The organism is Nocardia higoensis, from assembly GCF_015477835.1.
Classification (GTDB): domain Bacteria; phylum Actinomycetota; class Actinomycetes; order Mycobacteriales; family Mycobacteriaceae; genus Nocardia; species Nocardia higoensis_A.
Genome location: NZ_JADLQN010000001.1, coordinates 1,774,233 through 1,788,378, shown reverse-complemented (window position 1 = coordinate 1,788,378; position 14,146 = coordinate 1,774,233). Strand labels below are relative to the sequence as shown.

Annotated in this window: 13 protein-coding genes, 4 tRNA genes and 1 pseudogene; 10 read left to right on the top strand and 8 right to left on the bottom strand. The window is 66.3% G+C overall.

Annotation, left to right across the window (positions count from 1 at the left end; translation table 11 throughout):
* The first annotated feature begins 147 nt into the window (after nt 1-147).
* The gene (locus IU449_RS08060; RefSeq protein WP_324188129.1) at nt 148-966 is read left to right on the top strand and encodes a hypothetical protein; all 819 of its coding nucleotides are present in this window, start codon (nt 148-150) and stop codon (nt 964-966) included.
* A gap of 23 nt (nt 967-989) precedes the next feature.
* Here IU449_RS08060 and IU449_RS08055 read toward each other — a convergent pair whose 3' ends face one another.
* The 4 genes from IU449_RS08055 to IU449_RS08040 form a co-directional block, all read right to left on the bottom strand.
* The gene (locus IU449_RS08055; protein ID WP_324188128.1) at nt 990-2,186 is read right to left on the bottom strand and encodes a hypothetical protein; all 1,197 of its coding nucleotides are present in this window, start codon (nt 2,184-2,186) and stop codon (nt 990-992) included.
* Between the two features lie 88 nt (nt 2,187-2,274).
* Nucleotides 2,275-2,349: transfer RNA gene (locus IU449_RS08050), tRNA-Val, on the bottom strand.
* Between the two features lies 1 nt (nt 2,350).
* A tRNA-Cys gene (locus tag IU449_RS08045) sits at nt 2,351-2,421 on the bottom strand.
* Between the two features lie 43 nt (nt 2,422-2,464).
* Nucleotides 2,465-2,537, bottom strand: a tRNA-Gly gene (locus tag IU449_RS08040).
* Nucleotides 2,538-2,882: 345 nt separating this feature from the next.
* Between IU449_RS08040 and IU449_RS08035 the strand changes: the two genes are divergently transcribed.
* Together IU449_RS08035 and IU449_RS29645 are read left to right on the top strand one after the other, a co-directional pair.
* Nucleotides 2,883-2,954: transfer RNA gene (locus tag IU449_RS08035), tRNA-Val, on the top strand.
* 98 nt (nt 2,955-3,052) lie between these two features.
* Nucleotides 3,053-3,294, top strand: a pseudogene (locus IU449_RS29645) (recombinase family protein); the annotation flags it as partial.
* 299 nt (nt 3,295-3,593) lie between these two features.
* Here the strand turns inward: IU449_RS29645 and IU449_RS08025 are convergent.
* The gene (locus IU449_RS08025; RefSeq protein ID WP_195001248.1) at nt 3,594-4,214 is read right to left on the bottom strand and encodes a TetR/AcrR family transcriptional regulator; all 621 of its coding nucleotides are present in this window, start codon (nt 4,212-4,214) and stop codon (nt 3,594-3,596) included.
* Between the two features lie 80 nt (nt 4,215-4,294).
* On the opposite strand from IU449_RS08025, the gene IU449_RS08020 reads away from it, so the two are divergent.
* Nucleotides 4,295-5,713: an MFS transporter gene (locus tag IU449_RS08020; protein WP_195001247.1), complete on the top strand. Its 1,419-nt coding sequence runs from the start codon at nt 4,295-4,297 to the stop codon at nt 5,711-5,713.
* A gap of 42 nt (nt 5,714-5,755) precedes the next feature.
* On the opposite strand, the gene IU449_RS08015 is transcribed toward IU449_RS08020, so the two are convergent.
* From IU449_RS08015 to IU449_RS08005, 3 genes are read right to left on the bottom strand one after another with little or no spacing between them, the layout of a single operon-like run.
* On the bottom strand, nt 5,756-6,181 hold the full coding sequence (locus IU449_RS08015) for a nuclear transport factor 2 family protein (protein WP_324188127.1): 426 nt from the start codon (nt 6,179-6,181) through the stop codon (nt 5,756-5,758).
* 8 nt (nt 6,182-6,189) lie between these two features.
* Nucleotides 6,190-6,858, bottom strand: a complete 669-nt coding sequence (locus IU449_RS08010; protein WP_195001246.1) for a class I SAM-dependent methyltransferase — start codon at nt 6,856-6,858, stop codon at nt 6,190-6,192.
* A gap of 28 nt (nt 6,859-6,886) precedes the next feature.
* Entirely contained in the window at nt 6,887-7,639 is a 753-nt protein-coding gene (locus IU449_RS08005; protein WP_416382112.1) for an SDR family NAD(P)-dependent oxidoreductase, read from the bottom strand.
* Between the two features lie 146 nt (nt 7,640-7,785).
* Between IU449_RS08005 and IU449_RS08000 the strand changes: the two genes are divergently transcribed.
* Genes IU449_RS08000 through IU449_RS07975 form a run of 6 tightly spaced genes read left to right on the top strand, consistent with a single transcriptional unit; the run spans nt 7,786 to nt 14,142 of the window.
* Nucleotides 7,786-9,039, top strand: a complete 1,254-nt coding sequence (locus tag IU449_RS08000) for a beta-ketoacyl-[acyl-carrier-protein] synthase family protein (RefSeq protein WP_195001244.1) — start codon at nt 7,786-7,788, stop codon at nt 9,037-9,039.
* A complete protein-coding gene (locus IU449_RS07995; protein ID WP_195001243.1) occupies nt 9,036-10,238 on the top strand; it encodes a beta-ketoacyl synthase N-terminal-like domain-containing protein in 1,203 nt (400 codons plus the stop codon). Before IU449_RS08000 ends, IU449_RS07995 begins: the two co-directional genes overlap by 4 nt.
* 31 nt (nt 10,239-10,269) lie before the next feature.
* Entirely contained in the window at nt 10,270-10,512 is a 243-nt protein-coding gene (locus tag IU449_RS07990; protein WP_195001242.1) for an acyl carrier protein, read from the top strand.
* Nucleotides 10,509-11,522: an acyltransferase domain-containing protein gene (locus tag IU449_RS07985; RefSeq protein ID WP_195001241.1), complete on the top strand. Its 1,014-nt coding sequence runs from the start codon at nt 10,509-10,511 to the stop codon at nt 11,520-11,522. The genes IU449_RS07990 and IU449_RS07985 overlap by 4 nt, the downstream gene beginning before the upstream one ends.
* Complete coding sequence (locus tag IU449_RS07980) at nt 11,522-12,925, top strand: FAD-binding oxidoreductase (protein ID WP_195001240.1); 1,404 nt, start codon at nt 11,522-11,524, stop codon at nt 12,923-12,925. Before IU449_RS07985 ends, IU449_RS07980 begins: the two co-directional genes overlap by 1 nt.
* On the top strand, nt 12,922-14,142 hold the full coding sequence (locus IU449_RS07975) for a cytochrome P450 (protein ID WP_195001239.1): 1,221 nt from the start codon (nt 12,922-12,924) through the stop codon (nt 14,140-14,142). Before IU449_RS07980 ends, IU449_RS07975 begins: the two co-directional genes overlap by 4 nt.
* Nucleotides 14,143-14,146: the final 4 nt, after the last annotated feature.

Genomic DNA, 14,146 nt, shown 5'->3' with positions numbered 1-14,146 from the left:
ATGCAGCGGACAGAGATGGCTTGTGGGCGCCGGGCAGTGCTCGCAGAACTGGGCATCGGCGAGGGCGCCGGGGGGTCGCGGGCATCCGGCAGCGGCCGATCTCGTTACAGCTGCCGGTGCCCGGAATGCGCCGACACGCAATGGGATGTGCAGCGTCTCAAGTACTGGCTGTGCGCGCGCCTGGTCGAATTCGGCGCCGACGAGGCGGAGGTGGATCAGCGGTTCGGTGTGGGCCCCGACGAGGCGGGTATCCCCGTCGACATCCGCTGGCGCAGCGGCGATCGCTGGTATGCGATCGAGGTGCGCAACGGCCCGCTCGAGACCGCGCTCGCCCAGGAACACACCGCCCGTCTGCGCGCGGCGGGCTGCGCCGGTGTGCTGTGGTTGTGCCCGCCAGGCTTCTGGATCGAGCACCTGCCCGCCCTGGGGGTCGCCGATCTGGGACCGAGCTCGTGCGACTACCTCGTCGACAGCGGTGTCCTCGACACCGTCCGCACCCCCGTGGCCTCGCCCCGGCGTACCCCGTTCGAGCTGCGGGAGTTCCTGCGCGGCTGGGTGTCCGGCGATATCGTCTGGGCTTATCGGGACGAGCACAAGGGAGGCTGGGCGCGGGTGACCGACTGGGAGAGGCACACCAGGACCCAAGCCGCCGTCATCGCCCGTCAGCAGCGGGAACTGGTCAACCAACGGACCGAACTGGCGGTGTCGCGCACCCAGGTGCGCGACAAGGAGAAGGTGATCACTCGCCTGAACTGGCGGCTGGAACGTGCCCAGGACGGCATTCAGCAACAGTCCGAATCGGTGGACGCGATCAACCGCCGTATCGCCGAACGACATCGGGTCGAGGCGAGCCTGCGCGCCACCATCGCCGGACTGAACCGCACGATCGAGCGTTGGCAGCTGATCACCGTCTGCTCGATGCTGCTGCTGACCACGTTCCTCGCCGCCGCGGTGATCGTGCGCTGACACGCCTGCGGACGGTGTTCGCCTCAGGTGGTCGCGGCGCTGATGGTGAATGTCGTGCGTTCCCAACGCCAGCCGTGGCGCAGTGTCAGTGCCGCGAGGTCGAGCAGTTCGAGCCCAGCCTCGCGGTGCAACTGGTGTAGCACGGCCTGCCGGACCGGCCCGGCGGCCACCAGTTCCGCCAGTCGCTGTTCGAGCCCGGCGTCGACCTTCCGTGCGCGCAGCTCTGCCACGCCTGTGCGGCTGCCGGTCCAGATCGCCACCCCCCAGCCGTTCGCGTGCGCGTGCTCGCGAGCCGCCGCGGCCTTCACCCGGTTGATCTCGAAACCGACGTGCCCGAGCGGCTGTACATCGATCAGCACCACCCGCCCGTCCATGAGTTCGGCGGCCACGCTGGGGTGATGCAGGCGGGTGTGCTCGCCGAACCGGTAGGAGATCGCCATCGGCTCCTCCTGGAAGGTCCGCACCGGCGCACCGGCGTTGAGCGTCAGCAGCAGGCGCGCCCGCAGCGCCGAATCGAACCCCACGTCCCGGCCCACCTTGTCCAGGTAGAACCGTCCGCGCTGATCGTCGTCCTCATCGACCACCCGGGCCGAGGAGGTGGGCAGCGGTGCGGGCTCGCGTCCGGACTCGGGCCAGTCCACCCGAGGCCACAGCACATCGAGTGCGGCGTCAGCCGCCGATTCGTCGCGCAACGCCGCCAGGCGCCGGTTCATCTTCTTCTGCCACCCCATGATTCGCTGCACGACATAGCCCGCGACCCGCTTCGCGTCCTCGGCGGTATGCCCCGCCAGCCGCAACTTCAGGAACGACAGCTCGTTGGCCGCCAGATCCGCATCCGTCGCGTAGGTTTCCGCGAGCAACCTCCGAACCAATGCCGAGTCCCTGGCATCGAGCGGATACCTCTCGGCGAAGACCGCCCGTTCCGCGCCCCCGAGATGCGTCTCGCGAAGAATGTGCCCGACCGTGCGGGTATGCAGTTGCCGCACCCGATCCCGTGCCAGATCGAACCGCGCCCCGATGGCGGCCAACGTCTGCGGCGCCTCCCCGCCGACCCCCAGCCGCGCGGCCAGGATCTCCGCGTCCCGCTGTCGCCGCTGTGCGTGCACCGTCACCAATCCGGCCAGGACCGCATTGACCTCTTCCAGCCCGAACGCCACCTCGCCCTCGACGTCGTCCACGAACGCCGCCTCCACCCCATCGGGCTCACCAACCCCAGTCACCACCGCAGCCTAACCGCGCGGACCGACGCGATCCGGGCGCACGCGGGAAAGCAGAAAGGCCCCGGGGGTTACCCGGGGCCTTTCTCGGTGGTGCGCGATACTGGGATTGAACCAGTGACCTCTTCCGTGTCAGGGAAGCGCTCTCCCGCTGAGCTAATCGCGCGAGGTGGAGACGGGAATCGAACCCGTGTGCACGGCTTTGCAGGCCGTTGCCTCACCACTCGGCCACTCCACCGCGCAAAGGGGGACGGCGTTTTACTGCCTGGCCCTACCTTCCGAGCGGATGACGGGATTCGAACCCGCGACCCTCACCTTGGCAAGGTGATGCGCTACCAGCTGCGCTACATCCGCATGCATCCCGGGGGCTTCGTTTCCGGCCTCCGTGCTGCGAGACAGAACATTAGCCGACGTTCGGTGAAAGGTACAAATCCGCTGGTCAGATGGACTGTGAGGCAGCGACGACGCGATGACTCCGATGTGACCGGAGGCGGCTGGTGGTGTCATTGGTTCAGGAGGTGCCCGGCGTGCGCGGATGTCGGCTCGACAGGAGTCGATATGCCACCCGGGTCGGCGAGGAAACCGTCGCCTCCCATATCGCCTTCCACTTCTGCCCACGAGGCGATTTGGTGAACAGCGGGTGCTCCGTGCTAATGTTCCATCTCGTTCGAGCGGTACGAACCGCCCGGACGCCCGCACGGTCTCATAGCTCAGCGGGAGAGCGTCCGCCTCACACGCGGAAGGTCGCTGGTTCGATCCCAGCTGGGACCACAACTGAAAGCCCAGGTCAGGGCTGTTTTCGTGAAAGTCTGATCTCCGGCGCGCAATATACGCGCGATAGCGGCACCGCGTTCATGTCCGCCCGCGCGTCCCCGATGGCCACCCTGATGCTGTCGATCATGGCGCCTTCGCCGAGTTCGAGCGCGCGATCCTTGAACGCCAGCGCGAGGGCATCGCCACCGCGAAGGCCCGCGGCGCCCACAAAGGCCGCAAACCCGCACTCACCACCGACCAGGTGACCGCACTGCGAAAGCGTGCGGCCGCCGCCGAGTCGAAGTCCGCGCCGGCCAGGGGGTTCCGTGTCAATCGGGAGACGGCGTACGCCTATCTCTGTCAGACAGGTGAGCTGACACGCGCAACAGGGTTGGTTGGTGTCGGCGTACGTCGATGGTCGACGCGGTTCAGCAGGGTTCCACCCGCACCCCCCGGAGTCGTGGCGAGCGCTATCGCCTGGTGTTGGTCGATCGTGGCTCCTGTGATCGTGGTGGTGAGGGGGTCGAGGGCAGAGATGTCGCTGCCGCGTAGGTCGGCTCCGGTGAGGTCGGCCTTGCTGAGTCAGGCTCCGGATAGATCGACGTCGCGGAAAGTCGCCTTCTGACGGCGGGGCCGAGAGTCACGACTGCGTTGGGGTCAACGCGCGTCTCCCCGCCTCCACGGAAAGAGCTGATCGAGGTGGTAGTCCAAGACGGCGACGGCCTGGTCAGGGGTGCGTTGGCCGGCCAGGACACTCGTGCCGAGGCCGTGAACCAGTGCGACCAGCCGTGTCGCTTCGACGACTGGGTCGGCACCGAAGCTCAGTTCGCCTTCGTCGTCGGCGCGGGCGAGGGTCTCGGCGAGCTGTCGCTCCAGACGGTCGACATTCTTGATGAAGGGCTGTTCGGCGAGCTTCGGATCTGTCATGGCGAGCAAAGCGTAGGAAGTGCCGACCAGGTGGAAGATCCGGCTCGCCTCGTCTGTCGGTAGAGCCTCGGCGACAAAGGCTTTGATGACCTCTCGGGGATGCGGCGGGTCCGACAGATCGGCGAGACGTTGGGCCCATCGGTCGTGGCTTTGTCGTTCGAGGTGCTCCAGGACACCGATCAGCAACTGTTCCTTGCTCTCGAAGTAGTACTGCACCAGTCGCAGCGATACCTGCGCTTCGGCCGCGACCGCGCGCATGGTCACTGCGTGTAGTCCCTCTCTGGCCGCGACTCGCACGAGCGCGTCGGCGATCTGGGCGCGTCGCGCTGAGTGGTCGACGGTCCTGGGCACTGGGGTTCCTTCCGGTGTGGTGGTCGAGGAGCTCGTGATACAAATGTATCCTATACAGATGTATCAACCGGGAGGTGGGGATGACTCAGCCGGAGATATCGGAGACTGGGCTGATCGACCGTCGCGGCAGAGCGGAAACACTTGTCCTGGCCGTGGCCTGTGCCGCTCAGTTCATGGTGGTGCTCGACATCTCGGTGGTGAATGTCGCGCTGCCCTCGATTCGCGACGCGCTGGGGTTCGATGAGACCGGTCAGCAATGGGTGGTCAATGCCTATGCACTGACCTTTGCCGGATTCCTGCTGCTGGGCGGACGGTTGGCGGACCTGTTCGGTCGCCGCCGCGTGTTTCTGGCGGGATTGGCGCTGTTCACGGGGTCGAGTCTGGCCGGCGGACTGGCGACGTCTCCTGCGCTTCTGGTCGCGGCGCGCGCGGTGCAAGGACTGGGAGCCGCGGTGTTGGCGCCGGCAACCTTGACGATTCTGACGGCGACGTTCCCGGAGGGGGCGAGTCGCACGCGGGCTCTGGCGACGTGGACGGCGGTGGGCATCGCCGGCGGTACCGCCGGCAATCTCGTGGGCGGGGTGCTCACGGAGTACCTGACATGGCGCTCGACGCTGTTGATCAATGTTCCGATCGGCGCAGCCGCGATATTCCTGGCCTCGCGCTATGTCCGGGCCGATCATCGGCAGGAAGGACGATCTCAACTGGATGTGGCCGGCGCGGTGCTGGCGACGACCGGATTGGGGGTACTGGCATTCGGGATGGCCGAAGCGGCGGATTCGGGGTGGGCATCAAGGCCGACCGTCGCAGCGCTCGTCCTGGGCGCGGTGTTACTGCTCGGATTCGTCGCGGTAGAGGCGCGTTGGGCGTCGTCGCCGCTGATTCCGCTGCGCTTGTTCGCAATTCGCTCGGTCTCGGTGGGGAACATCGCAATGCTGCTGGCGGGTGCCTGCTTGAACCCGATGTGGTTCTTTCTGACACTGTCGATGCAGAATGTTCTCGGCTACAGCCCGGTGCAGACCGGGCTGGCCTTTCTTCCCCACACCGTGGTGACGATCCTCGTGAGTACCCAGGTTACGCCGCCGTTGATGCGCATGGTGGACGGCCGAGTACTTATCGCAGCGGGATCGCTGCTGGCGGCTGCGGGCTTCTTGTGGCAAGCACAGCTGTCTGTGGACAGTAGCTACCTCATCGGAATCTTTGGTCCCGCAGTGGTATTCAGCATCGGCAGCGGCCTGCTGAACACTCCGATCACGGTTGCGGTCACCTCGGGGGTGGCCACCACAGAAGCCGGTGCGGCCTCGGGATTGATGAACACGACCAAGCAAGTCGGTGGCGCATTGGGCTTGGCTGCACTGGTCACTGTCGCGACCGCACACGACGGCGGTCCGGCCGCGTTGATCGCCGCTTACGATCGCGCCTTCTACGCGATCGCGGCGATCATGGTCGCGGCAGCGGCGGTCGCGTTGGCCTTGCCTCCACAACGTGATCGTGGGTAAGCGCCCTGGTGACTTCGGACGGTTACCCACGATCTTCGGGTGCTATGGCTGGGGGTGAGCCAGGTCGTCACGCTGGACGTGACGGTGCTGGATCAGCAACCGCCCACCGACTCTGACCAGTTCGTCCCGGCAGGTGCACAGGAACTCCACGGCGGTCGGGCCGCCTGGAGGTGTGCGCACGATGAGGGCATAACTGTTGGCGACGACGGTTCCCTCCGGTGTCGTCTCCAGGTCCAGAGTGGTCAGGCAGTGACGACGCACAACGCGGTGATCGAGCAATTTCTGCGCGGCGCTGCCGGCACCTTCAACGATGGCAGCGCGCCCGATCTGCGGGTCGGGGCGGGCGTTGGTGATGAAGACTGCGTCGTCGGAGAAGTCACCGGTCCAGTCCTGTACTCGTCCTTCATCCATCGCGCGCATATGGCGGGCATAGAACTGGGTGACTTCGGCATACAGGTCGGTGGTCACGGCGGTGGTCACCGTAGCGGCTTTCGTGCGGTGAACAGTACGGTGCTGCCGCGGACTTCCAGTACGAGACTGCCGAAGTGTTCGGCGAGCGCGTCGTGCAGGGTGTCGACGGTGTCGCGTTGGTTGTGGAAGGCGCCCATGCGCTGGTACAGGGCGTTGAACGCGTTCGACAACACCGTAGCGGGGGCGCCTCCGGTTACGACGGTGCTACCGAACAGGACGCCGTCGGTGTTCAGGAGCGGCTTGAGCCGGGCGAAGACATCGCCTCTGCCCTGCGACTGGTTGGGCAGGCAATGCAGTACGTAGTTCACGCCGATCGAGTCGAACGGCGAGCCGGGGACGGGGGGCAGCGGCGAGAGAAGGTCTGCGCGAACCGTCGCCGGCGTGTACCGGGCCAGCCGTTGTGCGGCGAAGGTGAGGGGGTCCGGATTGAGGTCGAGCAGCGTGAGAGTCGGTTGGGCGACCGGGAAGTGACAGTGATCGAGGTAATAGCCGGTACCGGGCCCGATGTCCAGGTGACGGGCGGCGACGTTGCGGTCGTAGTGCTCGACCAGACGCTGTGGAGGGCATCGCCACAGGACCCGGTTGGCGGCATTGACAGTGACGAGGTCGTAGCCGTTGAGGCGATTGGTGCGGTAGAAGCTCTGACCGTGGTCGTTGTCGACAGTTGAGGTCATCGTGGTCGCTTTCTCGTGGGAGGAACGGTCAGTAGATGCCGAGGCCGCCGCAGACGTTGAGGGCCTGCGCGGTAACCGATCCGGCGGCGGGGCCGGCCAGGTAGGTGACCATGGCGGCGACCTCGTCGGGCGTGCTGTATCGCCCGAGGGGGATCTTTGCCTCGAAGTCGGCGAGGACCTCGTCCTCGGACCTGTTCTGCATCTGGGCATAGGATTGGCGGATCGAGACTGCCATCGGCGTTTCGACATATCCGGGGCACACAGCATTGACCGTGGCACCGGTGGGAGCCAGCTCCTTGGCCAGTGCCTTGGTGAAGCCGATTACTCCGGCTTTGGCGGCCGAATACGGGGTGCCGAACGGGACTCCCTGCTTGCCGCCCGTGGAGGCGATGTTGATGATGCGGCCGGCCGGGTTGCGAATGCTGGGTGACTTCTCGAGCACGGCGCGGGTCATCCAGAACACGCTGTTGAGGTCCGTGTCTATGACATCGAGCCATAACTCGTCGGTAATGGCGGTGATCGGTCCGCCCCCTCCGCGTCCTGCATTGTTGACCAGCACCTGGATCGGTCCGTATTCGGTGGTGATGGTGGCGACCAGCTCACGCACCGCGCCACGGTCACGGACATCGTTGACGTAGCCGGACAGGCCGGGCACGGAAGCGAGTGTGTCGTCGAGTTTGGTCTTGTCGCGGCCGGTGACCACCACCGTGAATCCCTGCAGGTGCAACTGCTTCGCGCAGGCGTACCCGATGCCGCTCGTTCCTCCGGTGACCAGTGCCACCCCACCCATGAATCCTCCCGAGATCTCGGTTGCTCGTGTGCCGGTCACGCTGCCCGCGTCGGCTCGAAACTCGCTCGAGAACGTCTCGGAAAAGCCACGACAGGCGCTGGACGGGTCTTCGAGCGCCGCCGAGCACGGTTAGGGGTGTGCATCGACGAGTTGTAGTGACAGGGCTATCGGTTCTGGCGCCGGGATCGACCGATACCGGCGGCTTCTGGACCATGATCACCGAAGGCAGGACTGCGATCCGGCGCATCACGGCCTTCGATCCCACACAGTTCCGGTCCCAGGTCGCCGGAGAAATCGATTTCGACCCGGTCGCCATGGGACTGAGCCGGCGCGAGGCACGCCGGCTCGATCGTGCGTCCATGCTCGCCGTCGTATGCGCACGACGCGCCGTCGAGCAAGCCGGGCTCGACGGCATCGACCCTTCGCGACTGGGAGTTAGCATCGGCAACGCGGTCGGTTCGGCGACCAGCATCGAGCAGGAGTACGTCGTGCTTTCCGACGATGGCACCGAGTGGTTCGTCGACCAGGCGTACCAGTCACCGCACCTGTTCGACTACTTCACACCTGGATCCATCGCCCGCGAAGTGGCCCAACTCGTCGGCGCCGAGGGGCCTGTGTCGGTCGTTTCGGCAGGATGCACCTCGGGCATCGACTCCATCGGCCACGCCGCCACCCTCATCGACGAAGGCAGCGCCGACATCATGCTCGCCGGTGCCACCGACGCCCCGGTCACTCCTATCGCGGTCGCCTGTTTCGACGCCATCCGCGCCACGACCCCCGACAACGACGATCCCGCCACCGCGGCGCGCCCGTTCGACCGGCGCCGCAACGGCTTCGCCATCGCCGAGGGGTCCGCCGTGCTGGTTCTCGAGGAACTCGACCACGCGTGTCGCCGAGGCGCCCCCATCCTCGGCGAAATCGCCGGCTATTCCTCGACCTGCAACGCCTACCACATGACCGGCCTGACCGCCGGGGGCGAGGAGATGTCACGCGCCATCGACGCCGCGCTGACGGAGGCCCAGGTGAATCCCGGTGACGTCGGCTACGTCAACGCGCACGGGTCGGGCACCAAGCAGAACGACGTCCACGAGACCGCCGCCATCAAACGCAGCCTCGGCGAGCACGCGTATCGCGTGCCGATCAGCTCGATCAAATCCATGATCGGCCATTCGCTGGGCGCGATCGGCTCCATCGAGGTCGCCACCTGCTTGCTGGCGATGCAGCATTCGCTGATTCCGCCGACCGCCAACTTGCACGAACCCGATCCCCGATGCGATCTGGACTATGTCCCGCTGATCGCCCGCGAGGCCAGCCTGAACACGGTGCTGACCGTCGGCAGCGGCTTCGGTGGCTTCCAGAGCGCCATGGTGTTGCGAAAGGTGAGCGCATGAATCCCACCGAGTGTGTGGTGACCGGTATCGATGTCCTCGCGCCGACCGGTGTGACCCTCGACGAGTACTGGCACCGTACCCGCCGAGGCGAATCCGGCATCCGGGTCATCGAGGACTACCGCGACCGTTATGACGCCGCACTGGCCGGGACGATCCCCGATTTCGCGGCCGCGGACCATCTCCCAGGTCGGCTGATCACCCAGAGCGACCGGGTCACCCAGCTCGCTCTCGTTGCCGCCGAGCGTGCGCTGGCCGACTCCAAGGTCGACCTCGATCACCGCGACCCCTTCGACTGCGCGGTTGTCACCTCCAACGCCACCGGTGGATTCGAATTCTCCCATCGGGAGATGCAGCGGCTGTGGACGCAAGGCCGCGAAAGTGTCAGTGTCTACCAGTGTTTCGCCTGGTTCTACGCGGTGAACACCGGCCAGATCTCCATACGGCACCGCTTACGTGGTCCCGGAGCCGTCCTGGTCGCCGAACAAGCCGGCGGTCTGGACGCTCTCGGCCACGCCCGCCGCAACATCGGCCGCGGCCGATGTTCGATGGTGATCGCCGGGGGCATGGAATCCTCGTTCGACCCCTGGGGATGGGTGTCGCATCAGGCGACAGGAAGGCTGACCACGACTCACGATCCCGCCCGCGGCTACCTGCCGTTCACCAGCGGCGCCGACGGTTACGTCCCGGGAGAAGGCGGGGCGATGCTCGTGCTGCAATCCGGCGACACTGTCGAAACCGGCCATGTCTATGGCCGCATCGTCGGATACGCCACCGGATTCAACCCAACCAACGACCCGGCGCACATCCGGCCTATGCGGCGAGTAATCGAGGCGGCTCTCGATGACGCCGGCATGAGCGCCGCCGATATCGACGTCGTGTTCGCTGACGCGGCCGGCACTCGCGCTGAGGACATCGCCGAGGCCACCGTCCTGGCGACGGTGTTCGGCCCGAATGCGGTCCCAGTCGCCGCACCGAAGACCGGCACCGGTCGTCTCATGGCAGGCGGTGGTCCGGTCGACGTCGTCTGCGCACTGCTGGCGCTGCGCGACAACGTCATTCCCCCGGCGGTGTATGTGAGTTCCACCGATCTTCCCATCGACCTGGTGTGCGGGCAGCCCCGTCGGTCACCGCTGAACACCGCGCTCGTCCTCGCTCGCGGTGCGGGCGGGTTCGTTTCGGCACTGGTCCTGCGCACCTGATATCCGATCACGAGAAAGGCGGCTTTTCCGAATGCTGACTCCTGACCAACTGCGGGAGGCGATGATCGCCAGCGCAGGTGAAGATGAATCCGTCACTCTCGACGGCGATTTCGTCGCCAAGGAATTCGCCGAGCTGGGATTCGACTCACTGGCGTTGATGGAGACCTGCGCCATGCTCAAACGCCGGTTCGGCATCGAAATCCCCGACGAGATCTTGTGGGAATTGACCACCCCCGAGCAACTTGTGGCGTGGGTCAACGGTGCTCGGACATGACCATCGGCGGGGCCACCGTTTTCCTGTTCCCCGGCCAAGGCGCGCAACATCCGCGCATGGCTGCCGACCTCTACGGCACCGAGCAGGTCTTCACTGACACCATGGATGAGGCTTTCACCATCCTCGATGATCCCGCGCTGCGAAAGATCTGGCTGCAACCGGATCCCGGGCCGATGTTCCACGACATCACCCGTGCCCAGCCGCTGCTGCTGTCGGTGAACTACGCGCTGGCGCGCACCCTGATCGCCTCGGGTGCGCCGCCTGATGCCCTGCTCGGACACTCCGTCGGTGAGATCGCTGCTGCGGCGGTCGCCGGGGTGTTCGAATTCAGGGACGCTTTGACCCTGTTGGCCGAGTTCGTGCGCACATACCGGCATGCTCCGCCAGGGGGGATGCTGGCCGTAGCCGCGTCCGCCGACGCTGTGCGTGAGCGGATGAACGGACTCGACGACGTGGTGCTGGGCGCCGTCAATGGCCCCAAGCAGGTCTTGGTCTGCGGTGGCCGCTCCGGCCTCGAGGCAATCCGCCAGCGGCTGATCGCCGACGGCGTCACCTGCGCACCGGTCAATGCCCGGCAGCCGTTTCACAGCCCCCTCATGAACGAACTGCCCGCAGGGCCGGACAACGCACCGATACGCCCCCAGTTCACAGCACGTCTGCAGCCACCGCGGATTCGCATGTACTCGGGGTATCTGGGCGGGCTGCTCGATGGCGCGCATGCGACCGACCCGGCCTTCTGGCTGCGGCAACCAGCAAGCCCGGTGCTGTTCGCATCGGCACTGCGCATGGTTCTCGACGCAGGCCCTGTCACCCTGGTCGAGGTCGGCCCAGGCCAATCATTGTCGATGCTGGCTCGCCGTACCTCGGCAGTCGCCCGTGGGCACAGCCGTTGTCTGGCAGTCCTCCCGCCGCGCCGCCGCGCCCCCGGAGCCGATACCGCCGCACTACAGGCCGTTCTCGGCGAACTCGTCTCATCTTCCCCTGTCGCCTCGAGCCCAAGGACCTACTGATGAACCCCACAGTCGACCTACACGACCTGCAAGCGCGGCTGTCCGGACCGGTGATTCGGCCCGGCGACTCGGGATATGACCGGGCGCGCCGTATCTGGAACGGCATGATCGACCGCCGGCCCCTCGCCATCGCGAAGCCGACCGATCTCGCCGACGTCCAGGCTGCGGTGAATTGGGCACGTACAGCAGCGGTTCCGGTGGCCGTGCGCTGTGGCGGTCATTCCATGGCCGGGCATTCCACCTGCGACGACGGGCTGGTCATCGATCTGCGTTTGATGTCGGCGGTCACTGTCGACCCCGACACTGCCACCGCCACAGCACAGGGTGGATGCTTGTTGGGCGCTTTCGACACCGCCACGCAGGCCTACATGCTGGCGACTCCGGCCGGTGTGGTCTCCCACACCGGCTTGGGCGGGCTGGTCCTCGGCGGCGGCTTCGGCTGGCTCAGCCGCAAATACGGCCTGTCGATCGACAATCTGACCTCCGCCCAAGTCGTTCTCGCCTCCGGCGAGCAGGTCACCGCCAGCGACGCCGAGCACCCCGACCTTTTCTGGGGCCTGCGCGGGGGTGGCGGCAATTTCGGCATCGTGACCGAATTCGAGTTCCGCTTGCACCGGGTGGGGCCGATCCGCTTCTTCTGCGGCTACTTCACCCTTGACGACGCTCCCGAGGTCCTGCGGACCTGGCGCGACCGCATGCCGACAGCACCCGATGAACTCACCTGGGTGTTCTACCTGCGACTCGCACCACCGCTGCCGGAGATCCCTCAGAACCTGTGGGGCACGCCCGTGCTGTGCACAATGGCCTGCTGGGTAGGAGCCGCCGTCGACGGAGAGGCCGCCATCGACGAGATCATCGCTCTCGCAGCGTGCCACGGCATCACCAAAGCCACCCTGCCTTATCGCGGCGTGCAGGCCTATGCCTTCCCGGGAGCCGTTGTGCCAGAACGCATCTGCACCAAGAGTGGCTATGCCGCCGCGCTGCCGGACTCGCTGATCGATCAGATCCTCGAGTACGGAGCGCAGATCAGCTCCCCATTCTCCCAGCTGGAGCTGCTTTACCTGGGCGGAGCAGTCGCTCGTGTGCCCACCGAGTTCACTGCCTACCACAATCGCGACCTGCCGTATGTCATCAGCTTCGCTGCCGCATGGAACGACCCTGCCCAGGACGTCACTCACGTCAGCTGGGCACGCGAGGGCTACGGGGCCATCACCTCTCACCTGTCCGGCGGATACGTCAACTTCATGAATCCAGACGAGGACGCACGTACCGTCGACTCCTACGGCGCGGCCAAGTATCAGCGGCTGCGCGAGATCAAGGCGACCTACGATCCGCACAACTTCTTCCGCCTGAACCCCAACATCACACCCGCCACCCCGGCCGGGGCGGCTGCGGGCCGATGACCTCCCGCACCGGTCGCCGGCTGCCGGTCTGCGTGTTCCCCACTGCGCAGCCCGAGCGGTTGGCCGTCGAGCCCGTGTTCGCGGCGATGCGTGCAGAGACGAGCATCGCGCGGGTACAGCTGCCGTTCGGAGGAATCGCGTGGTTGCTTACCCGCTATAACGACATTCGCGCGGTGCTCGCGTCCCCACACTGCACCCGCAGCGCCACCACCGACCCACAGACACCACGTATCCTGCCGCGCGCGGATGCTGAAGGCCTGCTGATGTCATTGGACGCCCCCGAGCACACCCGTCTGCGCGGGCTTTTGGCGTCCTGGTTCACTGCTCGCCGCATTGAATCGTTACGCCCGGCGACCGAGGCAGCGGCGCGTGAGCTCATCGCCGACATGCGTAAAGGCCAAAGCGCCGACCTGGTAGAGCAATTCGCGCAGCGGTTGTCCGCGGCGCTGATCGGCGACGTGCTGGGAGTGCCGCGCGATGACCGCCGCGCTTTCCGGAGCTGGAGTGAGGCGATGCTGTCATCCACCTCTCATCCCCCCGGACAGATCGAGGCAGCCGCCGCCGAACTCGACGCCTACTTCGATCATCTTGTCGATCAGCGGGTCGAGCAGCCACGTGACGACCTTCTCGGCGTCCTGGTCGCCCACGCACAAGCGGGAAGACTCTCGCGGCGTGCGGTCGTCGCGCTCGCAACCGACCTCCTGGTGGCCGGGTTCCAGACGACGGCCGGCCAGCTCACCAACTCGGTGTACACGCTGGTCACCATCCCTGGTGCGTGGGCGTGGCTGGCCGCCGACCGCTCCCGCATCAGCGGCGCGGTCGAGGAACTGCTACGCATCCTGCCCCTGGGGGCTGGAGGCTTCCGCGCCCGCGTCACTACCACCGAGATCACTCTGGGCGCAGGAACCGCCCACGCGACCTCCATCCCCGCCGGGGAAGTGGTCATCGCTCCCACCATCGCAGCCAACACCGATCCAGGTGTGTTTCCGGATCCACTCACCATCCGCCTCGACCGCCCGCACAACCCCCACCTTAGTTTCGGGCACGGAGCACACCGTTGCCTCGGGGCCCAATTGGCCCGGATGGAACTCACCGCGGCAGTAGGCGAGCTTGTCGAGGCGTTTCCCGAGCTGGCGTTAGCTGTGCCCGAGACTCGGCTCCAGTGGAAATCGGGTCTGCAATTGCGCGGGCCTCGCACCCTGCCCGTCACCTGGTGACGTT

Excerpts from the sequence above, each read along its gene's own strand:
- IU449_RS08010 (WP_195001246.1), bottom strand. The coding sequence starts at position 6,858 with ATGACCTCAACTGTCGACAACGACCACGGTCAGAGCTTCTACCGCACC.
- IU449_RS07995 (WP_195001243.1), top strand. The coding sequence starts at position 9,036 with ATGAATCCCACCGAGTGTGTGGTGACCGGTATCGATGTCCTCGCGCCG.
- IU449_RS07980 (WP_195001240.1), top strand. The coding sequence starts at position 11,522 with ATGAACCCCACAGTCGACCTACACGACCTGCAAGCGCGGCTGTCCGGA.
- IU449_RS07990 (WP_195001242.1), top strand. The coding sequence starts at position 10,270 with ATGCTGACTCCTGACCAACTGCGGGAGGCGATGATCGCCAGCGCAGGT.
- IU449_RS08020 (WP_195001247.1), top strand. The coding sequence starts at position 4,295 with ATGACTCAGCCGGAGATATCGGAGACTGGGCTGATCGACCGTCGCGGC.
- IU449_RS07975 (WP_195001239.1), top strand. The coding sequence starts at position 12,922 with ATGACCTCCCGCACCGGTCGCCGGCTGCCGGTCTGCGTGTTCCCCACT.
- IU449_RS07985 (WP_195001241.1), top strand. The coding sequence starts at position 10,509 with ATGACCATCGGCGGGGCCACCGTTTTCCTGTTCCCCGGCCAAGGCGCG.